The following is a 20,452-nucleotide window of genomic DNA, read 5'->3' on the forward strand; positions in this document are numbered from 1 at the left end:
AAGGAGATTGAGATGGCCAAAGGATACTGGATCGGACGCGTCGACGTTCACAATAACGAGGGCTACAAGCCCTACATGGCGGCCAACCCGGCCATCTTCCAGAAATTCGGCGGGCGTTTCATCGTGCGCGGCGGCCAGTTCACCGCGGTCGAAGGCCAATGCCGCTCGCGCAATGTGGTGATCGAATTCGACAGCTATGAGAAAGCGCTGGCCTGCTACAATTCGCCGGAATACCAGGCCAATATCAAGGTCCGTCAGCCGCACTCGATCGCGGACCTCATCGTCATCGAGGGCTATGACGGCCCGCAGCCCTGAGCGCTATTCTTGCGCACAACATCTACGCCCGTCAGGGCCTCCGCAAAGGTGCGAGGTCCCGTAGAAGCGGCTATTTCAGCGCCGCTTCGCGGGACCCCATCCCATCAAGAAATATGTGCGAATGTTTCCGATCGTGCTTGGCCGATCGGCTCCCCGTCGAAAAATAGCAAATAGCTGATCGTCATTCCAAGCGAACGCGGGGTCTGCGGGCCAAACGTCCGCTATCCGACATTTCTTTTGTCCCCATATGGGGATTGTGACGCCGCCCCGGCTTCATCAAGTTGCGCGCCATCGAACTCCACATCGATCGTGATGGAAATCGAGCCAACACAAAATCGCTAGTGCATGACGGGCCGCGGCCGACCCGCATGCGAATGCGCGGGCGCAAGGAGTAGAAACCATGGCATTTATCCCCGGAACACCAGACGACGACACATTGGTTGGCACGCCAGATCCCGATGAGATCAACGGCCTGGCCGGCAACGATACGATTACCGGATTGGAAGGCGATGACCTCGTCAATGGCGGTGCGGGCGATGACGATATCGATGGCGGAGCCGACGACGACACGTTGAACGGCAACGCCGGCATGGACACGATCGCCGGCGGTGACGGCGATGACACCGTCAGTGGCGGCGCGGGCGATGACGATATCGATGGCGGAGCCGGCAACGACACGTTGAACGGCAATGCCGGCGTCGATACGATCCTCGGCGGTGAAGGCGATGACACTGTCAATGGCGGCGCGGGCGACGACGACATCGATGGCGGAGCCGGTATGGACACGTTGAACGGCAATGCCGGCAACGATACGATCGCCGGCGGTGCCGATAATGACACCATCAACGGCGGCGCCGGTGATGACGACCTGTCGGGCAACGGGGGCGATGACACGCTCAGCGGCGCGGTCGGTGACGATACCCTGAACGGCAATACGGGCATGGACACGCTGAATGGCGGTTTCGGGAACGACACGCTGAATGGCGGCGCCGATGACGATACGCTGAACGGCGGTGCCGGCAACGATACGCTCAACGGCCAAGGCGGCAACGACACGATGAGCGGCGACGACGGCGACGACACCATGACCGGTGGTGCTGACAACGACATAATGTCCGGCGGCGAAGGTGATGACGAGCTCAGCGGCGGAGCTGGCGAAGATACGTTGGACGGCGACGCTGGGGATGACATGCTCGTCGGCGGTGCCGATGTCGATGAGCTCAATGGCGGAGAGGGAGACGATATACTCTCCGGTAACGCCGGCGACGACACCCTCAACGGCGGCGCGGGTGACGATGAGTTGGACGGCGGCAATGGCGCCGATGTCCTCGACGGTGGCCTCGGCAACGATATGCTGACAGGCGCTGGAGGCTCCGATGACCACAATTTCGGCGACAACACGGCCACCAACTTCGGCGACGACGAAGTCGTCGACCTGAGTTTCGCTGATGGCGACGAAGTTAATGTCGATGCCGATCCGGCGTTTGATCCGGCCACCATCGTGGTCGATGACGACGGCACCAACACGGTGCTCGATTTCGGCTTCGGCACCATCACGCTCACCGGCGTTTCGGGAGGCGCCGGGACGGAATTCGAGTCGATCGACGACATCAACGCTGCCGCGGGTTACGAGGCCATCGAGGTCGCATAACTCGACACTTCAGCGGGGCGGCCCGGCAGCCGCCCCGCTCCCGCCTCTTTGCAATACTTCTTTCAGTAGTAGTGCCGGCCAGTCATGTATTCGCGTAACCGTCGTGAGATCCCAGCGTCCGCTGCACGATCGCTGCTTGGATTGATTCCGGGACGATCCGCATTCGTGTGGGTCGTGGCCTTTAGCGTGTCGTTGAACATGCTTCTCCTCGTCGTTCCCTTCTACGCCATCGAAGTGTTCGATCGGGTCATCACCAGCGGCAGCGTTGAAACCCTTGTTGGCCTCACCATCATCGCCGCAGGCGCTCTCGTCTTCAGCGCCATGTTCGATGTTCTTCGCAGCCGGCTACTCAGCCGGTTTGCGGTCGGATTTGAGCGTTGCGTCGCGCCTATTGTTCTCGAAAGCACCATTGTTGACGTTGCGAAGCGCGGCGACGGCAGGACGCACGATCTCGTCAGGGTTCGCGAGTTGCGGACTTTCCTTTCGAGCGGGACGGTCGCGTCGCTGATTGACGCTCCCTTCCTGCCGGCGTTCATTCTCATTCTGTTTCTTCTGCACCCATGGTACGGCGTCATCGCCCTGATCGGAACGGCAATTCTGCTGGTCATGGGCATTGCCAGCCGCTGGGTCGCGCGCACGGAAGTCGCGCAGGCGTCGGAAGCTGCGCTGAGGACGCAGGCCACTCTCGACGGTATCGTCCGACATTCCGGCCTCGTGCGGGCAATGGGTTGGACCCGAGGCGCCGTCCGCGAATTCATGAATCTCAATGACCAGGCATTGTGCCCGGTCGTCCGTGGCAGTGAACGGGTATCCGCGATCGCATCCGCCGCGCGCATGGTACGAACAGTTTTGCAGATCGCCGCGATCGGCGCAGGCGCCTGGCTCGTGCTTCAGAACGAGGTGCTGTCCGGCAGCCTGATTGCAAGTGCGATCCTGATCGCCCGTACGCTGCAGCCGATGGAAGGCCTTATCTCGGCATGGCGCGCATTGTCATCGGCACACGAGGCGTGGGTACAAGTTCAGGCGGCTGCGGCTCCAGTTCTTGTTCGTGAGAGACGTACGCTGCTCCCGTCCCCGTCCCGGCAGAATTGAAGTGAATCGGGTGACATATCGGACGGCCACGATGCAGCGCCCGATCCTCGCGGGCATCACGTTTGAATGCCCGCCTTCCGGGATTGTCGTCATTGTCGGCCCGACCGGCGCCGGAAAGTCGACCTTGCTGCGCCTGATGGCGGGGCTGGAACGGCCGAGTGGCGGCACGATCCGGCTGGACGACGCAGCCTTGCAAAACTGGGACCCCGACCAGCTCGGCCAGTTTGTCGGTTATCTTCCTCAGGAAGTGCAGCTCCTGGGCGGCACCGTGGCTGAAGCTATCGCCGGCTTCGACGAACACGCGCGTGATGAGGACATCGTTGCCGCGGCTGTGCTCGCGCAGACGCATGAGATGATCCTGTCTCTGCCAGCCGGTTACCAGACCGAAATAGGGCGCGACGGCAACAAGATTTCCGGTGGGCAGCGCCAGCGGATCGGCCTTGCCCGGGCGTTCTTTGGCGATCGCAAATTGATCCTGCTGGATGAACCAAACGCCAATCTCGATCCAGAAGGCGAGGAAGCATTGTGCTCCGCCATTGAGCGGGCGAAAGCGCGCGGCGCGACGGTGGTGATTGTCACCCATCGGCCCCGGCTATTGACCATCGCGGATGCAGTACTCCTTTTGAGGGATGGCGCGCAGCTCGCTTTCGGGCCACCTGCCGAAGTTCTCCGCCTGCCCGTCACTTCATCCGTGCCTAAGCCGCACGTCGTCCGGCATAATCCGGAACCGCAGAAACTGCCTGCGAGGGGGGCGGTTCAATGAGTCAGGACGGTCAGAATCGCGCAGTCGCGGTTTTCCGCAAGGAACGACCACGATCCGACATGCGACGGATCATAGGATGGGGCTGTGTACTGCTCGTTCTGCAATTTTGCGGCTTCGGCGTGTGGGCCACGACGATTCCTCTGCGCGGCGCGGTTGTGGCACCAGGGGTCATAAAGGTTCATTCGAAGCGCAAGGCAGTCCAGCACCTTGAGGGAGGAATAGTGAAGTCCATTCACGTCAGGGAAAACGATCAGGTCGAGGCCGGTCAGCTCATAGCGCGGCTCGACACTACACAGATCGAAGCAGCCCTGGGCTCGTTCGAGACAAAGTATTTTGCTGCGCTGGCGATGGAGGCGCGGCTAGCGGCGGAACAGGCCCTCGCGGCATCGATCTTGTTTCCTGACGAACTGAAGAAAAATGTAAGCCATGCATCTGCGCGCATTGCCATGCAAACCCAGGAAGCCGAGTTTGCGGCGCGGCTGGCCGCGATCGACAATGAACGCAAAATGATCGACCAGCAGATGCAGCAACTGACTGACTCGATCCGCGGCCTCGAGAGCAACACCGAGGGTGTCGAGAAGCAACTGAGGCTTTTGCAAGAAGAAATAGCTGACACAAGCTACCTGCTGTCAAAGGGCCTCGCCCGGAAGCCACGCGTATTGGCCCTGAAGCGTGCCGAAGCGGAGGCCAGCGGACAGATTGCCCGCAACTCAGCATCGGTCGCGGAGAAGCAGGGCAAAATGGCGGAACTGGAGGACAGGCGCCGACAGTTGGGCTTCAATCAAAACCAGGAAATAGCGAAGCAGCGGCATGCGACGAGCGAGGAGATTGGGGAGCTCCGACATCGAATTGCCGCTTTGCGCGATCAGCTTGGTCGGTCTGAATTGCGTGCCCCCGAGAGTGGAAAGATCGTCGGCCTCAACAGCAGAGATCTTCATGCGGTGCTTGCGCCGCGCGAAACTCTCCTGGAAATCGTTCCGACGGAAGATCGGCTCGTCATCGAAGCAGCATTGAAACCAATGGATCGGGAAGAGGTCTATGCCGGACAGGGCGCGCGCGTGCGGGTTCACGCCTTGAATATCCGTCGTCGCCCCATGCTCGATGGAAGAGTCGTCGCCGTGGCGGCAGACGCGCTGACCGACGCCAAGACTGGCATCACGTCCTACATGGCGGAAGTGGAACTTGATACCGACGCTCCAACCGCCTCGTACTTCTCTTCGTTACTGCCGGGAATGCCCGTTGAGATATTTATCGAGACGGGAGAACGAACGTTTGCGGAATATTTATTGCAGCCAATGGAACTGCGTATCAACCGCGCGTTTAAGGAGCACTAAACCGTCGGCATGAGTTCGACGGCACTTGTTACGGGAGGCGCCCGTGCATGAGAATGGCAAAGCACTACCCTCCAGGCAGGGTGGATTTCGCTTCAATGCCGCCGAGCGCGGCGAGCCTCTTCAGTACGCCGAAGATCCTCAGATTGGGGGGACTGCGGAGCAAGGCCCAGACCAGAGTGCGATGGAATATTTCGGCAAAGCTGTTGCCGAGCTTTTGGATTGCAATAGTTGCTACGTCGCGGCCATGTCCCACACCAGATCGGAGCTTAAAGAGGTCCGGATCGGACACGCCGCAATCGATCCTTTATGCACCATGACCGTCGCCCGAATTGCCCGCAAGGGCGCCGGGGCAGATTGCGCCTTTCTCGAACCTGTCAACGCACGCACCACGTTTGTGCGGAAACTGATCGGCTCCGAGCCAGGAACAAGCGGTCATTCCGTCATCGGCAGATTTGCCTCTCGCGACAGATCGACCGTCGTGTTTGTCGCGGGATGGCGGCGGGCTGCGCTCGTTCGGGCCGAAATTCCGTGTCTCGCGCGTGCGGTGCGTACGGTTTGGGGGACGGCTCATTCCCTCGTGCAGCGTCCACCCAATCGACATCCGGGCGCGGAGATTTGGCTGGAGAACCTGGCATTCCCCGCGTTCATCGTGGACGAAGGCCTGCATGTTCACGAGGTCAACCGCTGTGGTCGAGCGCTATCTGCAAAGGGCGAACTTCTCAGGGTGGATGGTGGCAGGCTCGCAGGGTCCAGCGGACTGGTAACCGAGCGTTTGAGGGGGGCAATCCGCGAGGCGCTGATTCCCAGGCCCGGTCAGGTTTGGCTGAACACGACTGTGCCTCTCTCTACGGAGCGTCAGCAGTTTGCCTTCGCCAAGATCGGGGCCGCGCCAACACTTTGCGATGTGGGGAAAGCGTTGGTCATCGTGCCCCAATTCGATGAAGTGTTGGGGGCACAGCGCATTGCATCCGCCTTCGGCTTGAACTGGGCCGAGGAGAGAATCATCGCCCGGATTCTTCAATTCCAGTGTCCACGTGATATCGGCGCCGACCTACGGTTGACCGAGGCGACCGTAAGAACCTACACCAAGCGCATCATGCTCAAGTTGGGAATTAATCGGCAGGCCGAGTTCTTTCTGCTCTATAATCTCACGCAGTCCCCATTCGGAGCTGGCAGGCGCGAAAAGGCCGTCGTGCCGATGTCACCGGATTGCCGGTTGCTCTGTGCGGCTGATAAGCGGCCCCCGAATTGATACGCCAGCCTTTGCGATGGTCCAGGACTTCATGCGCCGGATGACTTCTTATCGAGCCTTTGCCATCGCGGCGGCACTGGGCTTTTCTTCCAATGCGATCGCCGAGAGCATTCAATTGGGCCTGCCAATCGCGTGCGAACTTGGCCGGACCTGCTACATCCAGAATTACACTGATGTCGATCCGTCGGGGTCAGCGCGAGACTATAAATGCGGCACCCTGACGTATGACCGCCATAACGGGACGGACTTTCGCTTGCCGTCGCTGGCGTCGCAAAAGGCCGGCGTGGAAGTGCTGGCTTCGGCAAGTGGCCGCGTGCTTCGCACGCGAGACGGCGCGCCGGACGGCGCCGTTGGAAAGTCTGCGCCCGAAGCTGTTCGCGACGTCGAATGTGGCAACGGCGTTGTGATCGAACACCCGGAACATTGGGAAACCCAATATTGCCACATGGCTCGCGGCAGCCTCGTGGTAAAGCCCGGAGAGGCAGTCAAAGTTGGGCAGCCGCTTGGCCGGGTCGGTCTCTCCGGGCTGACCGAATATCCTCATCTGCATTTCACGGTGAGGCATAAGGGAGCGGTCGTAGATCCCTTCGCATATGGTGCCGCTTCCGGCTCCTGCGGGGGCGGCGAACTGCTGTGGCATCCGGCACTTCACGCGCAACTTGCTTATCAGGAGCGAACCATTCTGAACGCCGGCTTCGCGAACGGTCCGGTGACGATGGAGCTTGTCGAGGATGGAAGCGCGGGGATGGAAAAGCCGTCTGCCAGCGCGGCGGCAATTGTCGCTTTCGTTCGCGTCATTGGCCTGAAGGCGGGCGACGTACAACGGCTCGTCGTCAAGGATCCAACCGGAAAGGCCATCGCCGAAAATCGAGCCGCGCAACTTGAGAGCAACAAGGCGCAATTCATGCTGTTTACCGGCAGGAAGCGTCCGGCGACGGGCTGGGAGCGCGGCACTTACAAGGCCACATATGTCGTGGAGCGCGACGGTCGGATCGTTCTGGAGAGAGAACTGGAACTCACCCTCTAGGGACCGGTCTTCGGAGCATCTGGTTTGAGTCGGCGGACACGACGCCGACAATCCCGAGCACGGCAGGATCGGGTAGGGCAGGATCGCCACCCTGATTGCCCTCTTGCCTCCGCCCGGCCCGATCGCCTGGCCGCCGGGAGCCACAAAAGCGCCTGGTTGGTTGCCGGAACGGCCTCATCCCGCTATAGGGCGTGCAGAGGTAAAAGCCATGGCCGATATGCGATTGATCGTAGCGGGAGCCGGCGGCCGGATGGGCCGCGCGCTGGTGCGCGTCATTTCGGAAACGCCGGGTGCGGTGCTGACCGGGGCGCTGGAAGCGCCGGGCTCGGAACTTCTGGGCAAGGATGCCGGCGTGCTCGCCGGCCTGCCGGCCAATGGCGTCGAGTTGTCGGCAGACCTCTGGAAATTGTCCTCCAGTGCCGACGGCATTCTGGATTTCACCGTGCCCGCCGCCACCATCGCCAATGTCGCGATCGCCGCCGAACGCGGCCTGGTGCACATCGTCGGAACCACCGGCCTGTCGGTATCAGACATGGCGGTCATCAAGAGCGTCACCTCGCGCGCGGTGGTGGTGCAGTCCGGCAATATGAGCCTCGGCGTCAATCTGCTCGCCGCGCTGGTCAAGCGCGTCGCGCAGTCGCTGGACGAAAGTTTTGACATCGAAATCGTCGAGATGCACCACAAGGCCAAGATCGACGCGCCCTCGGGCACGGCCTTCCTGCTCGGTGAAGCTGCCGCCGCCGGCCGCGGCGTCGACCTGCACGCCCGCTCCGCGCGCGGCCGCGACGGCCATACCGGCGCGCGCCGGCCCGGCGATATCGGCTTCGCTTCGCTGCGCGGCGGTACCGTCACCGGCGATCACTCCGTGATCTTCGCAGGTCCGATGGAGCGGATCGAACTGACCCACCGCGCCGAGGACCGGACGATGTTCGCGCAGGGCGCGATCAAGGCGGCGCTGTGGGCGCGGGGCAAGGCGCCCGGCTTCTACACGATGACCGACGTGCTGGGGCTCGCCGACTTCTAACCATCGAAAAACGGAATCTTGGAATGAGCGATCGTCTTCTCGTGCTCGTGCGGCACGGCCAGAGCGACTGGAATTTGAAGAACCTGTTCACCGGCTGGAAGGATCCCGACCTCTCCGAACTCGGTGTATCGGAAGCGAAAGAGGCCGGCCGCAAGCTGAAGGCGCAGGGACTGACGTTCGATGTCGCCTTTACCTCGGTGCTGAAGCGGGCGCAGCGCACGCTCGACCTGGCGCTGGCGGAAATCGGCCAGACCGGATTGCCGACCAAATGCGATCTGGCGCTCAACGAACGCGATTACGGCGACCTCTCGGGACTCAACAAGGATGAGGCTCGCAAGAAATGGGGCGAGGAGCAGGTCTTGATCTGGCGCCGCTCCTATGACGTGCCGCCGCCCGGCGGCGAAAGCCTCAAGGACACGCTGGCGCGCGCGCTGCCGTACTACGTGCAGGAGATTCTGCCTGGCGTGCTGCGCGGCGAGCGCACGCTGGTCGCCGCCCACGGCAACTCGCTGCGCGCGCTGATCATGGTGCTGGAGAAGTTGACGCCCGAGCAGATATTGAAGCGCGAACTCGCAACCGGCGCGCCGGTGATCTACCGGCTCAGCGCGGACTCGACGGTGGCGTCGAAGCTCGATCTGGCGGCGTGAACGCAGATCGTAGGGTGGGCAAAGGCGCGAACGCGCCGTGCCCACCATTCAGTCGTCGTCGAGGATAGATGGTGGGCACGTCGCTAACGCCCCTTTGCCCACCCTACAACGTCAATGCAATCCTACCTGCCCCGCTTCCCAGCCGAGCATCGCCTGCTTGCGCGTGATGCCCCAGTGATAGCCGGTTAGCGCGCCGCCTTTGCCGAGGGCGCGATGGCAGGGCACCACGAACGACACCGGGTTGCGGCCGACCGCGGCGCCGACCGCGCGCGAGGCTTTCGGGTTTTTGATCTTGGTGGCGATGTCGGAATAACAGACCGCGCGGCCCATCGGGATCTTCAACAGCGTCTCCCACACCCGTACCTCGAAATCGGTACCGATCAGCACCACGCGCAGCGGCTGGTCCGGCCGCCACAGCCGCGTATCGAAGATGCGTTGCGCGAGGTCGAAGGTGCCGTCATGGTCTTCGACATAGGTCGCATTCGGCCAGCGCCGCTTCATGTCGGCGAACGCTGTCGGCTCGTCACCGGGATCGGCGAAGGCGAGCCCCGCAAGGCCTCGCTCGCTGGCGATCACGATGGCCGTGCCGAATGGCGAAGCATGGAACCCGTAACTCAGTGTCATGCCGGCGCCGCCATTCTTCCATTCGCCCGGCGACATCGCTTCATGGGTGACGAAGAGATCATGCAGCCGGCCCGGGCCAGACAGGCCTGAGTCGAGCGCGGCATCGAGCACGCTCGCGGAATCGCGCAACAAGCCCTTCGCATGGTCCAGAGTGAGTGCCTGCATAAACGCCTTCGGCGTCAGTCCGGCCCAGCGGCGGAATAGATGGTGCAGTTCGTCCGGCGTCACGGCGGCGGCATCCGCCATCGCCTCGATGGTCGGCTGCGTGCGCCAATGTTCCGAGATGAACGCGATGGCGCGGCGCACCGAGTCATAGTCGCGCAGCGCGGCACTCTGGTGGCCCGGCTTGGCCAGGCGCTGGTCATGTATGGCTGATATCATCATGGGTTCTGATTTAGGGCGCATGCGGCCTCCAAACCACCCGATTTCTGACAAGCACCTCAAGCCACCGGATTATAGGTCGGCCCGCGCTTGGCGACCTGTAGTGCGGCCAATAAGGCTTTGGCAAAGCTGGCTTTTTCGTCGGGTCCCAGGACTTGGCCGATCGACACCCGGTGGCCGCGGGAGACCAGGTAAAGCCGCTCGATGCCGAATTCCGGGTCGCCGGTCTGCTCCAACTGCACCCAGAGCGGATTGCACGACCATTCCATCAGATGGCCGCGATGGCTGACCCGCCGGACGCGCAACTCCGTTGGCGTCACCATGATGTCCTCGGTGGCATCAGCGCTGCGAAAATTGACCCGGAACGCCCAATAGATCACCAGCACATCAAGGCCGAAAAAGCCGACCACTGGCCAGGCGCCCATCAGCAAAAATGCGATGCCGGCGACGAAGCTCACGGTGCTGATGAAAATCATCAGCACCAAAAAGCCGGTGCGGTTCAGCGAGCGATGCGGCGTCACCCGCGCCGAAAACAGCGTCGGCTGGTCAAGCGTCGGATCAAAGTCGTTGCTTGCGGTCATCGCGTATCAGTATATCCCCGATCATGGCCAAAATCATCCGCGCTTCCGGCGCCAAGACCAATGTTCCGTCCGTGCCGAAGAAGCCGACGAAGAAGGCCGCCAAGTCGTTGCCCAAGGCGAAGAAGTCGCCGAAGCCGAAAGCCTGGACGCCGGCCGAGATCCACGAGGCATTCAGCCGATTTCGCAAGGCCAATCCGGAGCCAAAGGGCGAGCTCGAACATCTCAATCCCTACACGCTGCTGGTGGCGGTGGTGCTGTCGGCGCAGGCGACCGACGCCGGCGTCAACAAGGCGACGCGCGCGCTGTTTGCGGTGGCCGATACGCCGGAGAAAATGCTGGCGCTCGGTGAAGACAAGGTGCGCGACTACATCAGGACCATCGGGCTCTATCGCAACAAGGCGAAAAACGTCATCGCGCTATCGCAAAAGCTGATTGATGAATTCGGCGGCGAGGTGCCGCGCACCCGCGCTGAAATCGAATCGCTGCCGGGTGCCGGGCGCAAGACCGCCAACGTCGTGCTCAACATGGCCTATGGCGAACACACCATGGCGGTCGATACGCATGTGTTCCGCGTCGGCAATCGCACCGGTCTCGCGTCCGGCAACACGCCGCTCGAGGTGGAGCTAGGGCTGGAAAAAGTGATCCCGCCGGAATTCATGCGGCACGCCCATCACTGGTTGATCCTGCACGGGCGCTATACATGCCTCGCCCGCAAGCCGCGCTGCGAGGTGTGCTTGATCAACGATCTGTGTCGGTGGCCGGAAAAGACGGTGTGAGGATAACGTCATTCCGGGGCGGCGCGAAGCGTCGAACCATGGTACGCAATTGCGCACCTGAGAATCTCGAGATTCCCCGATGCGCAATTGCGCATCTGAGGTCTGGTCCTGCGGACCATCCCGGAATGCCTGACCCAATCACCCCACCGGCATGCCTGGCTTGCGCGCGGGCTCGATCAACTCCGGCCGCGGGCCCGATAACCGCTTGTGCATGTGGACCATGAAGGCCATGCCGAACAGCGGCGTCGCCAGATTGACGATCGGGATCGACACGAACGCCGCTATGAAGAGGCCCGCGGTAAACACGGTCGCCGCGTGGTCCTTGCGCATCGCCTTAGCTTCCGCCGGCGGGCGAAAGCGCATGGCGGCGAGTTCGAAATATTCGCGGCCCAGCAGCCACGCGGTAGCGATGAAGAAGATCAGGAAGCCCGCGCCTGCGAACAGCACGAAGGGCAGGGCGATCAGATAGACCAGAATGGTGAGCAGCGCCGTCTTGATGCCCTCGGGGATGGCGACGCCGAACGGCAGAGCATCGCCGGGACGCTCCGCCGGATAGTGCTCGCGCTCGACATGCTCGGCGACGTCATCGACGAACACGCTCGCAACCAGCGAGGTGACCGCCGGCATCAAGAAGATCCCGCCGAGCACGACGCCAAGGCCGGCCGCGATCGAGATGATCCAGGAAAGGATATTGAGCGACGTGTGGAAGCCCGGGCCGAGCATCGCCTCGGCCCAGACTTCGCCGTACTCAGCGAACCAGCTCAATGCGCGCTGCAAGCCGACGGCCAGCACCGTAATCAGCACCAGCGCCAGCCCGATCGAGCGCCACAGGATGGTGCGCATCGGCGGCGACAGGATCTGCAAAAGCGCCTTGACGGCGGCGTCCAACATGGCGGTTCTGCCTCTTGTGAAAAAGCCCTCGCGAGAGGTAGATAGCCGCAAGGGCTTCGGCAAGAGCCTGCCCCCTCCCGGGAGGCGAGACTGCCGTCAAAAACAGTACCGCATGAGGTTGCGATGACCCGTGTCCAGGAAATCTATCCCGACAACAAGATCGTGCTGCGCGAGGTGGGCTTGCGCGATGGGCTGCAGCTCGTGAAGACATTTCCGTCCACGTCCGTCAAGCAGCGCTGGATACGTGACGAGTATGCCGCGGGTGTGCGTCATTTCGAGGTTGGCTCGTTCCTGCCGCAAAAGACGTTTCCGCAATTCGCCGATGTGCGCGACATCATCGGGACCGTGGCGTCGCTTCCCGGCGCCTACGGCGTCGCGCTGACGCTGAACGAGCGCGGCGCCAACGAGGCGCTGGCGTCCGGCGTGGCCGAAGTGGCAACCGTGGTCTCGGCAACCGAGGAACACAGCCAGGCTAACGCCAACCGGTCGCGGGTGTCAGCGATCGCCAACGTCAGGCGGCTCTGCGAACTCCGCGACGCCAGCGCGCACAGACCGGTGGTGAACGCCGCGATCTCGATGGCGCTGGGTTGTTCGATCGTAGGTCCCGTAGACCCTGCCGAAGTGCTGCGGCTGACGGAAAAGCTGTTCGAGACCGGCGTCGACATGGTCGCGATCGCCGACACGGTCGGCTATGCCGGGCCGAAGCAGGTCGGCGAACTGGTCGCGGGCGCTGTGAAGATCGCAGGTGCAAAGCCGATCTGCATTCACCTGCATGACACGCGCGGCATGGGAATCGCCAATGCTTCCGCCGCGCTCGATGCCGGCGCGCGCGTGCTCGATGGGTCGCTCGGCGGCCTCGGCGGCTGCCCGTTCGCGCCGGGCGCGACCGGCAACGTGGTGTTCGAGGATCTGGTGTTCCTGTGCGAGAGCAAGGGATTTAAGACCGGCATCGATATTGAAAAGCTGATCGCGGTGCGCGGCATTCTGAAATCGGAAATGCCGGATGAGACGCTGTATGGCGGTCTGGCACGCGCCGGATTGCCGCGCGGGAAGGCGGCGTGAGCGGGAAGGCGACGTGATAGGCGTCGACTGAGTTGGCTTGCGACGGCGCTTCTACACGGGAGGTATGTTCCCTCCCCCCTTGCGGGGGAGGGTTAGGGAGAGGGGTGGCCGCATCGGCGGTGCTTATTGTCAACGGGAATCGTGGGCAAGACTGTCGACGATCTGTCCGGTCCGTGCTCGTGGAGAGAACCCCTCTCCCCAGCCCTCCTCCGCAAGGGGGGAGGGAGCTCACCGTTCGTGCGGTGAGAGTGTCGCACTTTACCTAGTGTCGTCGAGGCCCTGCACTACAACCGCGTCATCCGCAATCGCAGCGCGTTGCCGACGACGCTGACCGACGATAGCGCCATTGCCGCCGCCGCGATGATCGGTGACAGCAATAGCCCGAACGCGGGATAGAGAATGCCGGCGGCGATTGGGATGCCGGCGGCGTTGTAGATGAAGGCGAAGAACAGGTTCTGCCTGATATTGCGCATGGTCGCCTGCGACAGTCGGCGCGCGCGGACGATGCCGCCGAGATCGCCCTTCAGCAACGTGACGCCGGCGCTTTCCATCGCAACGTCCGTTCCCGTGCCCATCGCAATGCCGACTTCGGCTGCGGCGAGTGCCGGCGCGTCGTTGACGCCATCGCCTGCCATCGCAACGATCTTGCCGGCCTTCTGCAGCTTTGCGACTACCGCGCTCTTCTGATTGGGCAGCACTTCCGCCTCGACATCTGCTATCCCGAGGTTGCGTGCGACGGCGTTCGCCGTGGTCCTGTTGTCGCCGGTCAGCATGATGACCTTGATGCCCTCGGCCGCCAGCGCCTTCAGGGCGTCGGGTGTCGATGCCTTCACGGGGTCGGCGATCGCGAACAATCCCGCAAGCTTGCCATCAACGGCCATGTTGATCACCGTTGCGCCGTCGCCGCGCAGACGTTCGCCCTGTTCGTTCAACGCGCTGGCATCGATGCCGAGGGACTGCAGGAAATTCGCATTGCCGAGAACGATGGTTTTGCCGTCGACCTGGCCGGTGGCGCCCTTGCCGGTCGGCGAGTCGAACTGGTCCACCTTGCCGAGATCGAGATTACGTTCCCTGGCTGCCCGCACGATGGCATCGGCCAGCGGGTGTTCGCTGGCCCGTTCGACGCTCGCCGCCAGCCGCAGAATATCGTTCTCGCTAAATCCGCCTGCCGTCACGATGGTGACCACCTTCGGCTTGCCCTCGGTCAGCGTGCCCGTTTTGTCGACCACCAGCGTGTCGATCTTCTCCATGCGCTCCAGCGCTTCGGCGTTCTTGATCAGAACGCCGGCCTGGGCGCCGTGGCCGACGCCGACCATGATCGACATCGGCGTGGCGAGGCCGAGCGCGCAGGGGCAGGCGATGATGAGGACGCTGACGGCCGCGACCAGGCCAAATGCCACGCGCGGCTCCGGTCCGAACCAGGCCCAGGCGCCGAACGCCAGTAACGCCACGGCGATGACAACGGGCACGAACCAGCCGGAAACCTGATCGGCCAGCCGCTGGATCGGCGCGCGGGAGCGCTGCGCATCCGCCACCATTTTCACGATCTGGGAGAGCAGCGTATCGCGGCCAACTTTGTCGGCGCGCATGATGAAGCCGCCGGACTGGTTGAGCGTGCCTGAAATGACCTTGCTGCCAGGCTCCTTGGTGACCGGCATGGATTCGCCCGTTACCAGCGCTTCGTCGAGCGAGGAGCGGCCTTCGAGGATGACGCCGTCGACCGGCACCTTCTCGCCCGGCCGGACGCGTAGTTTGTCGCCCACCGCCAACGCGTCGATCTCGACCTCATGATCCGTGCCGTCGTCGCCGATCCGGCGGGCGGTCTTCGGCGCAAGCTGCAGCAGCGCCTTGATCGCGCCTGACGTCGCTTCGCGGGCGCGGAGTTCGAGCACCTGGCCGAGCAGCACAAGCACGGTGATGACCGCCGCCGCTTCGAAATAGACCGCGACCGCACCGCCATGGCCGCGGAAGGTGGCTGGGAAGATACCGGGCGCAACGGTGCCGATCACGCTGTAGACATAGGCTACGCCCGTGCCCATCGCGATCAGCGTGAACATATTGAGATTGCGCGTCACCAGCGACTGCCAGCCCCGCACGAAGAACGGCCAGCCCGCCCAGAGCACGACCGGGCGTGGCAAACGCGAACTGAATCCAGTTCGACAGCGTCTGGTCGACCCAGTCATGGCCGCCGACGAGATGGCCGCCCATCTCCAGAACGACGGCCGGCAACGCAAGCACGAGGCCGATCCAGAAGCGGCGCGTCATGTCCGCGAGTTCCGGATTGGGCGGCGTATCGAGGCTTGCCACCTCCGGCTCCAGCGCCATGCCGCAGATCGGGCAGCTTCCGGGGCCGACCTGGCGGATCTCCGGGTGCATCGGGCAGGTGTAGATCGTGCCCTCCGGCACGGCTGCCTTCGGCCTCTTGTCCTTCTCGAGATAAGCGACGGGATCGGCGGCGAATTTGGTGCGGCAGCCGGCCGAGCAGAAATGAAAGGTCTCGCCGTGATGGTCGAAGCGGTGCTTGCTGGTCGCGGGGTCGACGGTCATGCCGCAGACGGGATCGCGCACGGTTGCCGAACCGGCGGCTTGATGGCCGTGGTGGCTGTGACTGGCGTGGCCATGCCCGCCGCAGCAGGCGCTCTTTGACGCGCCGTTTCGATCGGCGTTTTCATTGTTGTTCATCATCATCTCCGGCACTTGAAACCTATACCCTGTAGGGGTATATAAGCCGCATGCGAAAAGACATCAAGGCATCCTGTCAGAAGCGCCTCAGCCGGATCGAGGGCCAGGTCCGCGGCCTGTCACGAATGGTTGATGAGGACCGTTACTGCATCGACATCGTCACCCAGATCTCCGCCGTCCGGGCCGCGCTGCGGCGCGTCGAGGAGGAGGTGCTGCGGGATCACGTGGCGCACTGCGTCGAGCACGCCATCACCAGCGGCAACAAGGCCGACCAGCGCGAAAAGATCGCTGAACTGATGGACGTGATCGGGCGCTCTGACCGGTAGCATCGCGGCAATGGTCTCGTGAGATGGTCGGCTACTATCGCTTCCGAGCCAGCCGCGCGCCTTGATCCAGATCAGTGTCAGTCGTGCCGGTGCGTGTGCCTGCGCGCCCGCGGCTTCTTGCCCGAGGCCGTCGGGATCATCACCACGCGGCCATAGCGCACGCCGCGCTCGGCGATGATGTGATCGGCCAGGTGCCGAACCTCACCGCTCCCGCCCTTCAGCGCCGTCACCTCCATGCAGCTATCATCGTCGAGATGCACATGCAGTGTCGCCAGCGACAGATCGTGATGGCCGTGGAAATTCTGTACCAGCCGTTTTGATAGGTCCCGCGCGGCGTGATCGTAGACGTAGACCAGTGCGGCAACGCATTGGCCCGATGGCACGGCGTTCTCGGCGCTCTGCTGCAGGCCAGCGCGCGCGAGATCTCGGATGATCTCGGAGCGGTTCTGGTAGCCGCGGGCTTCCGCCGCCGCGTCGATCTCGGCGAGCAGCTCGTCTTCGATCGTGATCGTAATCCGTTGCATGGAAAATTCCGTTCTGGCTCCAGTATGATATTCCTATTGTATCGTCATACTGCGCTTGCTAGCGTGAAGCGCCGGGTTAAGTCGAACTGATGCGGTCGCACGCGCCGATTGTAGCAGTTATCATGCAGGGGCATGAGCGTTGCGTCGATCTGCTTGGGGAGCATTTTCCGCCGCCGCATCACTGCTCGCGATGGCGTCGCCGGCGGACGCGCAGAGCGTCGCTGCCGCAGGGGCCGACCGGCTTCCTGCTGTGACAATAAATCCTCCCGAAGCGCGCCCGCGCAACCGGGCCAAGCCGCCGCGTCCTCACCAAGCCGCCCGAAATTCCTCCGTCGTTCAGCCGGGCGCACCTGTTCTGCCGCCCGCCAGCGGCGGCGTGACGTCCGGCTCCGCGACGGCAGGGCCGGCATATCTGCAACCGACCGCCGCCAGCGCCACGACAATCACTGGCGCGGAGGTGAACGCCCGGCCCTTTTCGCGCGTCGGCGAGGCGCTGGAGGTTGTGCCGGGGCTGATCGTTGCCCAGCATTCCGGCGAGGGCAAAGCCAACCAGTATTTTCTGCGCGGCTTCAATCTCGATCACGGCACCGATCTCGCCATCAGCGTTGATGGCATGCCGGTCAACATGCCGAGCCATGGTCACGGTCAGGGCTATGCCGATATCAACTTCCTGATTCCGGAACTGGTGCGGTCGATCAGCGTCCGCAAGGGACCGTACTTCGCCGACCAAGGCGACTTCGCGTCCGCGGGCGCTGTCGCCATCGACTATGTCAATCGGCTGCCGAAGAACATCACTGAGCTGACGTTCGGCTGTTTCGGTTATCGCCGCGCGCTGGCGGCGGGATCGACGGCGGTCGGCGCAGGCACATTGCTCAGCGCGTTCGAAGGCGTCGCATATAATGGTCCATGGGACGCACCCGACAATGTGCGCAAGCTCAACGGCGTGCTGCGCTACAGCCAGGGCACCGCCACCGACGGCTTTACGCTGTCGGCCATGGCCTATTCAAACGGCTGGAATTCGACCGACCAAGTGGCGCAGCGCGCGATCGACCACGGCGTGATCGGCCGGTTCGGGACGCTCGATCCGACCGATGGCGGCGTCTCGAGCCGGTTCTCGCTGTCGAGCAACTGGGCGCAGTCGAGCGAATACGGGCAGAGCAAGGCCAACGCCTATGTGATCAACTCGTCGCTGCGGCTCTACAACAACTTCACCTATTTTCTCGACGATCCCGTCAATGGCGATCAGTTCAGCCAGATGGACCGGCGCACGGTCTATGGCCTTAACGCCAGCCACGCCTTCGATGTACGCGTGGGCGGGATCGAAACGCAGACCCGCGTCGGACTACAGACGCGCAGCGATGATATCCGTGTCGGCCTGTTCAAGACGTTGCAGCGCGAGACGCTTTCGACCGTTCGCGAAGACAACGTGAGGGAAGGCAACATTGGCCTGTGGGCCGACACGACGGCGCGCTGGACCGACTGGCTGCGCACCACGGTTGGCATCCGCGAGGATTATTTTGCGGGCCGTGTCACGAGCGATACGCCGCAAAATTCCGGCAACGCGCAGGCGTCGATGGCGAGCCCGAAGGCCGGATTCGTGCTGGGGCCCTGGTACCGGACCGAGTTCTACGGCAATGCTGGCTACGGCCTGCACTCCAACGATATCAGGGGGACGACCATCACCGTCGATCCGATCGACAAGGTGACGCCGCAGGATCGCGTGCCGCTGCTGGTACGGTCGAAGGGCGCCGAGATCGGCATCCGTACCAAAGCGATTGAAGGCCTTGCCAGCTCGCTTGCGGTGTTCGTGCTGGATTTCGATTCCGAGCTGCTGTTTGTCGGCGATGCCGGCACCACCGAACCGAGCCGGCCCAGCCGGCGCGTCGGCGTGGAATGGACCAACCAATATCAGATGTTGCCGTGGATGCGGCTCGACTTCGATGTCGCCTACACCCGCGCTCTCTTCACCGATGTCGATCCGGCCGGCAATTTCATCCCGGGCGCGCCGGCATGGGTCGCGAGCGGCGGTGTGACATTCGGTGGTGAGGCCGGCTGGTTCGGCGCGCTGCGGGCACGCTATTTCGGCCCGCGTCCCCTGATCGAGGACGACAGCGTCCGCTCGCAGTCATCGCTGATCTTCAATGCACGCGCTGGCTACAAATTCGACAATGGCCTGCGGCTGCAGCTCGACGTGCTCAATCTCTTCAACGCGAAGACCAACCAGATCGAGTACTACTACCTGTCGCGCTTGCCGGGCGAGACGATCGGCGGCGTCGCGGATCGCCATGTCCATCCCGCCGAGCCGTTGGCCGTGAGGCTGACGCTGGCTGGGAGGCTTTGATTTGTAGGGTGGGCAAAGGCGCCCTTGCGCCGTGCCCACCATTTATCCCGATTGCTGCTTGAAATGGTGGGCACGCTGCGCTTTGCCCACCCTACGGTCTTTTACGCCATCATCTCCGATGTCCGCGGCTTCATGCGGCGCTCCGGCGGGCGGACCGGGACATATTCGACGGCGAGATAATGTTCCGACACGGTGATGCGCTCGATCATCGCGGTTTCGACGGTGACTTCCTCAACAGTCACTTCTTCAGCCGCAGCCGGAAGCGGCGTCTCTTCGTCAATCTCTTCAGGAACAAGCGGCGGCGACTTGACCTCTGGAAACACACCGAATTGGCCCGCTACCTCCGGGAGCGGCTTCTGTTTGTCGGCCCAGTGCAGGGCCGTGTAGTCGAAGCCGTGCACGATGGTGGGTTTGACGACTTCGAAATAGGGCGAGATGTCGAAATCGCGCGGCATGTAGAGCGAGGAATCACGGATATGCAGGATTTCGCGCCGGGCCTTTCGCGAGGCGGCGCGGGTAATCTTGGGCAGGATCGGGTAGCGCACGGCGTCGAAGGCCTGCGCGATCAGCGCCGAGCAGATGATCTTGGTGGGATCGCCGGAGCCGAACGCGATCATGCGCCGCCGCCATCGCTGCGGTATCGGCAACGGAATCAGATACCGCATCAAATCGACGATGTTCTTGGTGTCGTAGCCGAAGCCGATCCGGTTGATGGCGTAGCGGCACACCGTGGTGCGGTCCTCGTAGGACAGGCCGACCGGGCGGCAAATGCGGGTGTGATAGGGAAAATACTTCGACAGCGGCGCCGAGGTGACGCCCTCGCCGATATTGGCCTCGATCAGCACATGCGGCTCGCCGTCGGGCTCGGTGGCGCCGTCAACCGGACCGACATAGAGCGCGCCATGCGACCAGGTGGACTGCGTGAGGTATTTGATGATGCCGGAGATCCGGTTGTTGCCTTCGACCAGCAGCACGTCGCCAGGCTCGATGACGCCGCGCAGATGTTCGGGGTCGCTGGGCGTGAACGGCTCATAGCCCGGGACTTCCTTCTGCAGGTAGCCCGCAATCAACTGGCCGATGGTGTCGAGCATTACGCCCATGAAACTCCCCCAGAGCGGCTTTTCTTCCGCTTTTTTTGTTTCCTTATCATGGTCGCAAG

At 62.9% G+C, this 20,452-nt stretch carries 18 protein-coding genes and 1 pseudogene; 13 read left to right on the forward strand and 6 right to left on the reverse strand.

Going from position 1 to position 20,452, the window contains the following annotated elements; all coding sequences use genetic code 11:
• The first annotated feature begins 12 nt into the window (after positions 1-12).
• The 9 genes from V1277_RS14940 (at position 13) to V1277_RS14980 (ending at position 9,105) form a co-directional block, all read left to right on the forward strand.
• Positions 13-315, forward strand: a complete 303-nt coding sequence (locus V1277_RS14940) for a DUF1330 domain-containing protein (RefSeq protein WP_334416963.1) — start codon at positions 13-15, stop codon at positions 313-315.
• Positions 316-715: 400 nt separating this feature from the next.
• The gene (locus tag V1277_RS14945) at positions 716-1,966 is read left to right on the forward strand and encodes a calcium-binding protein (protein WP_334416965.1); all 1,251 of its coding nucleotides are present in this window, start codon (positions 716-718) and stop codon (positions 1,964-1,966) included.
• 198 nt (positions 1,967-2,164) lie between these two features.
• Positions 2,165-3,058, forward strand: coding sequence for a hypothetical protein (locus V1277_RS14950; RefSeq protein ID WP_334416967.1), 894 nt, complete (start codon positions 2,165-2,167; stop codon positions 3,056-3,058).
• A 31-nt stretch (positions 3,059-3,089) separates the two neighbouring features.
• Positions 3,090-3,821: an ATP-binding cassette domain-containing protein gene (locus V1277_RS14955; RefSeq protein ID WP_334416969.1), complete on the forward strand. Its 732-nt coding sequence runs from the start codon at positions 3,090-3,092 to the stop codon at positions 3,819-3,821.
• Positions 3,818-5,155, forward strand: a complete 1,338-nt coding sequence (locus V1277_RS14960) for an HlyD family type I secretion periplasmic adaptor subunit (RefSeq protein WP_334416971.1) — start codon at positions 3,818-3,820, stop codon at positions 5,153-5,155. Before V1277_RS14955 ends, V1277_RS14960 begins: the two co-directional genes overlap by 4 nt.
• A gap of 43 nt (positions 5,156-5,198) precedes the next feature.
• Positions 5,199-6,407 carry a helix-turn-helix transcriptional regulator gene (locus V1277_RS14965; protein WP_334416973.1) on the forward strand — a complete coding sequence of 403 codons (1,209 nt, stop codon included), beginning with the start codon at positions 5,199-5,201 and terminating at the stop codon, positions 6,405-6,407.
• 16 nt (positions 6,408-6,423) lie between these two features.
• Positions 6,424-7,434 (forward strand): M23 family metallopeptidase, encoded by a 1,011-nt coding sequence (locus V1277_RS14970; RefSeq protein WP_334416975.1) that lies wholly within the window; start codon positions 6,424-6,426, stop codon positions 7,432-7,434.
• A 208-nt stretch (positions 7,435-7,642) separates the two neighbouring features.
• A complete protein-coding gene (gene dapB, locus V1277_RS14975) occupies positions 7,643-8,458 on the forward strand; it encodes a 4-hydroxy-tetrahydrodipicolinate reductase (RefSeq protein ID WP_334416977.1) in 816 nt (271 codons plus the stop codon).
• 23 nt (positions 8,459-8,481) lie between these two features.
• A complete protein-coding gene (locus tag V1277_RS14980) occupies positions 8,482-9,105 on the forward strand; it encodes a 2,3-bisphosphoglycerate-dependent phosphoglycerate mutase (protein WP_334416979.1) in 624 nt (207 codons plus the stop codon).
• A 111-nt stretch (positions 9,106-9,216) separates the two neighbouring features.
• Here V1277_RS14980 and V1277_RS14985 read toward each other — a convergent pair whose 3' ends face one another.
• Entirely contained in the window at positions 9,217-10,113 is an 897-nt protein-coding gene (locus V1277_RS14985) for a bifunctional helix-turn-helix domain-containing protein/methylated-DNA--[protein]-cysteine S-methyltransferase (RefSeq protein WP_334420380.1), read from the reverse strand.
• Between the two features lie 56 nt (positions 10,114-10,169).
• Positions 10,170-10,691, reverse strand: coding sequence for a DUF2244 domain-containing protein (locus V1277_RS14990; protein WP_334416980.1), 522 nt, complete (start codon positions 10,689-10,691; stop codon positions 10,170-10,172).
• A 23-nt stretch (positions 10,692-10,714) separates the two neighbouring features.
• On the opposite strand from V1277_RS14990, the gene nth reads away from it, so the two are divergent.
• A complete protein-coding gene (gene nth, locus V1277_RS14995) occupies positions 10,715-11,467 on the forward strand; it encodes an endonuclease III (protein WP_334416982.1) in 753 nt (250 codons plus the stop codon).
• Positions 11,468-11,605: 138 nt separating this feature from the next.
• Here nth and V1277_RS15000 read toward each other — a convergent pair whose 3' ends face one another.
• Positions 11,606-12,358 (reverse strand): sulfate transporter family protein, encoded by a 753-nt coding sequence (locus V1277_RS15000; RefSeq protein ID WP_334416984.1) that lies wholly within the window; start codon positions 12,356-12,358, stop codon positions 11,606-11,608.
• A 123-nt stretch (positions 12,359-12,481) separates the two neighbouring features.
• On the opposite strand from V1277_RS15000, the gene V1277_RS15005 reads away from it, so the two are divergent.
• Positions 12,482-13,420 (forward strand): hydroxymethylglutaryl-CoA lyase, encoded by a 939-nt coding sequence (locus tag V1277_RS15005; protein ID WP_334416986.1) that lies wholly within the window; start codon positions 12,482-12,484, stop codon positions 13,418-13,420.
• A 284-nt stretch (positions 13,421-13,704) separates the two neighbouring features.
• Here the strand turns inward: V1277_RS15005 and V1277_RS15010 are convergent.
• A pseudogene (locus tag V1277_RS15010) lies at positions 13,705-16,102 on the reverse strand (heavy metal translocating P-type ATPase).
• 50 nt (positions 16,103-16,152) lie between these two features.
• On the opposite strand from V1277_RS15010, the gene V1277_RS15015 reads away from it, so the two are divergent.
• Positions 16,153-16,428: a metal-sensitive transcriptional regulator gene (locus tag V1277_RS15015; protein ID WP_057844804.1), complete on the forward strand. Its 276-nt coding sequence runs from the start codon at positions 16,153-16,155 to the stop codon at positions 16,426-16,428.
• Positions 16,429-16,505: 77 nt separating this feature from the next.
• Here V1277_RS15015 and nikR read toward each other — a convergent pair whose 3' ends face one another.
• On the reverse strand, positions 16,506-16,952 hold the full coding sequence (gene nikR, locus V1277_RS15020; protein ID WP_334416988.1) for a nickel-responsive transcriptional regulator NikR: 447 nt from the start codon (positions 16,950-16,952) through the stop codon (positions 16,506-16,508).
• A 190-nt stretch (positions 16,953-17,142) separates the two neighbouring features.
• On the opposite strand from nikR, the gene V1277_RS15025 reads away from it, so the two are divergent.
• Positions 17,143-19,293, forward strand: a complete 2,151-nt coding sequence (locus V1277_RS15025; protein ID WP_334420381.1) for a TonB-dependent receptor — start codon at positions 17,143-17,145, stop codon at positions 19,291-19,293.
• A 101-nt stretch (positions 19,294-19,394) separates the two neighbouring features.
• On the opposite strand, the gene V1277_RS15030 is transcribed toward V1277_RS15025, so the two are convergent.
• A complete protein-coding gene (locus V1277_RS15030) occupies positions 19,395-20,393 on the reverse strand; it encodes a YiiX/YebB-like N1pC/P60 family cysteine hydrolase (protein ID WP_334416990.1) in 999 nt (332 codons plus the stop codon).
• Positions 20,394-20,452: the final 59 nt, after the last annotated feature.

It is taken from the genome of Bradyrhizobium sp. AZCC 1588, from assembly GCF_036924735.1.
In the GTDB taxonomy this organism is placed as follows: domain Bacteria; phylum Pseudomonadota; class Alphaproteobacteria; order Rhizobiales; family Xanthobacteraceae; genus Bradyrhizobium.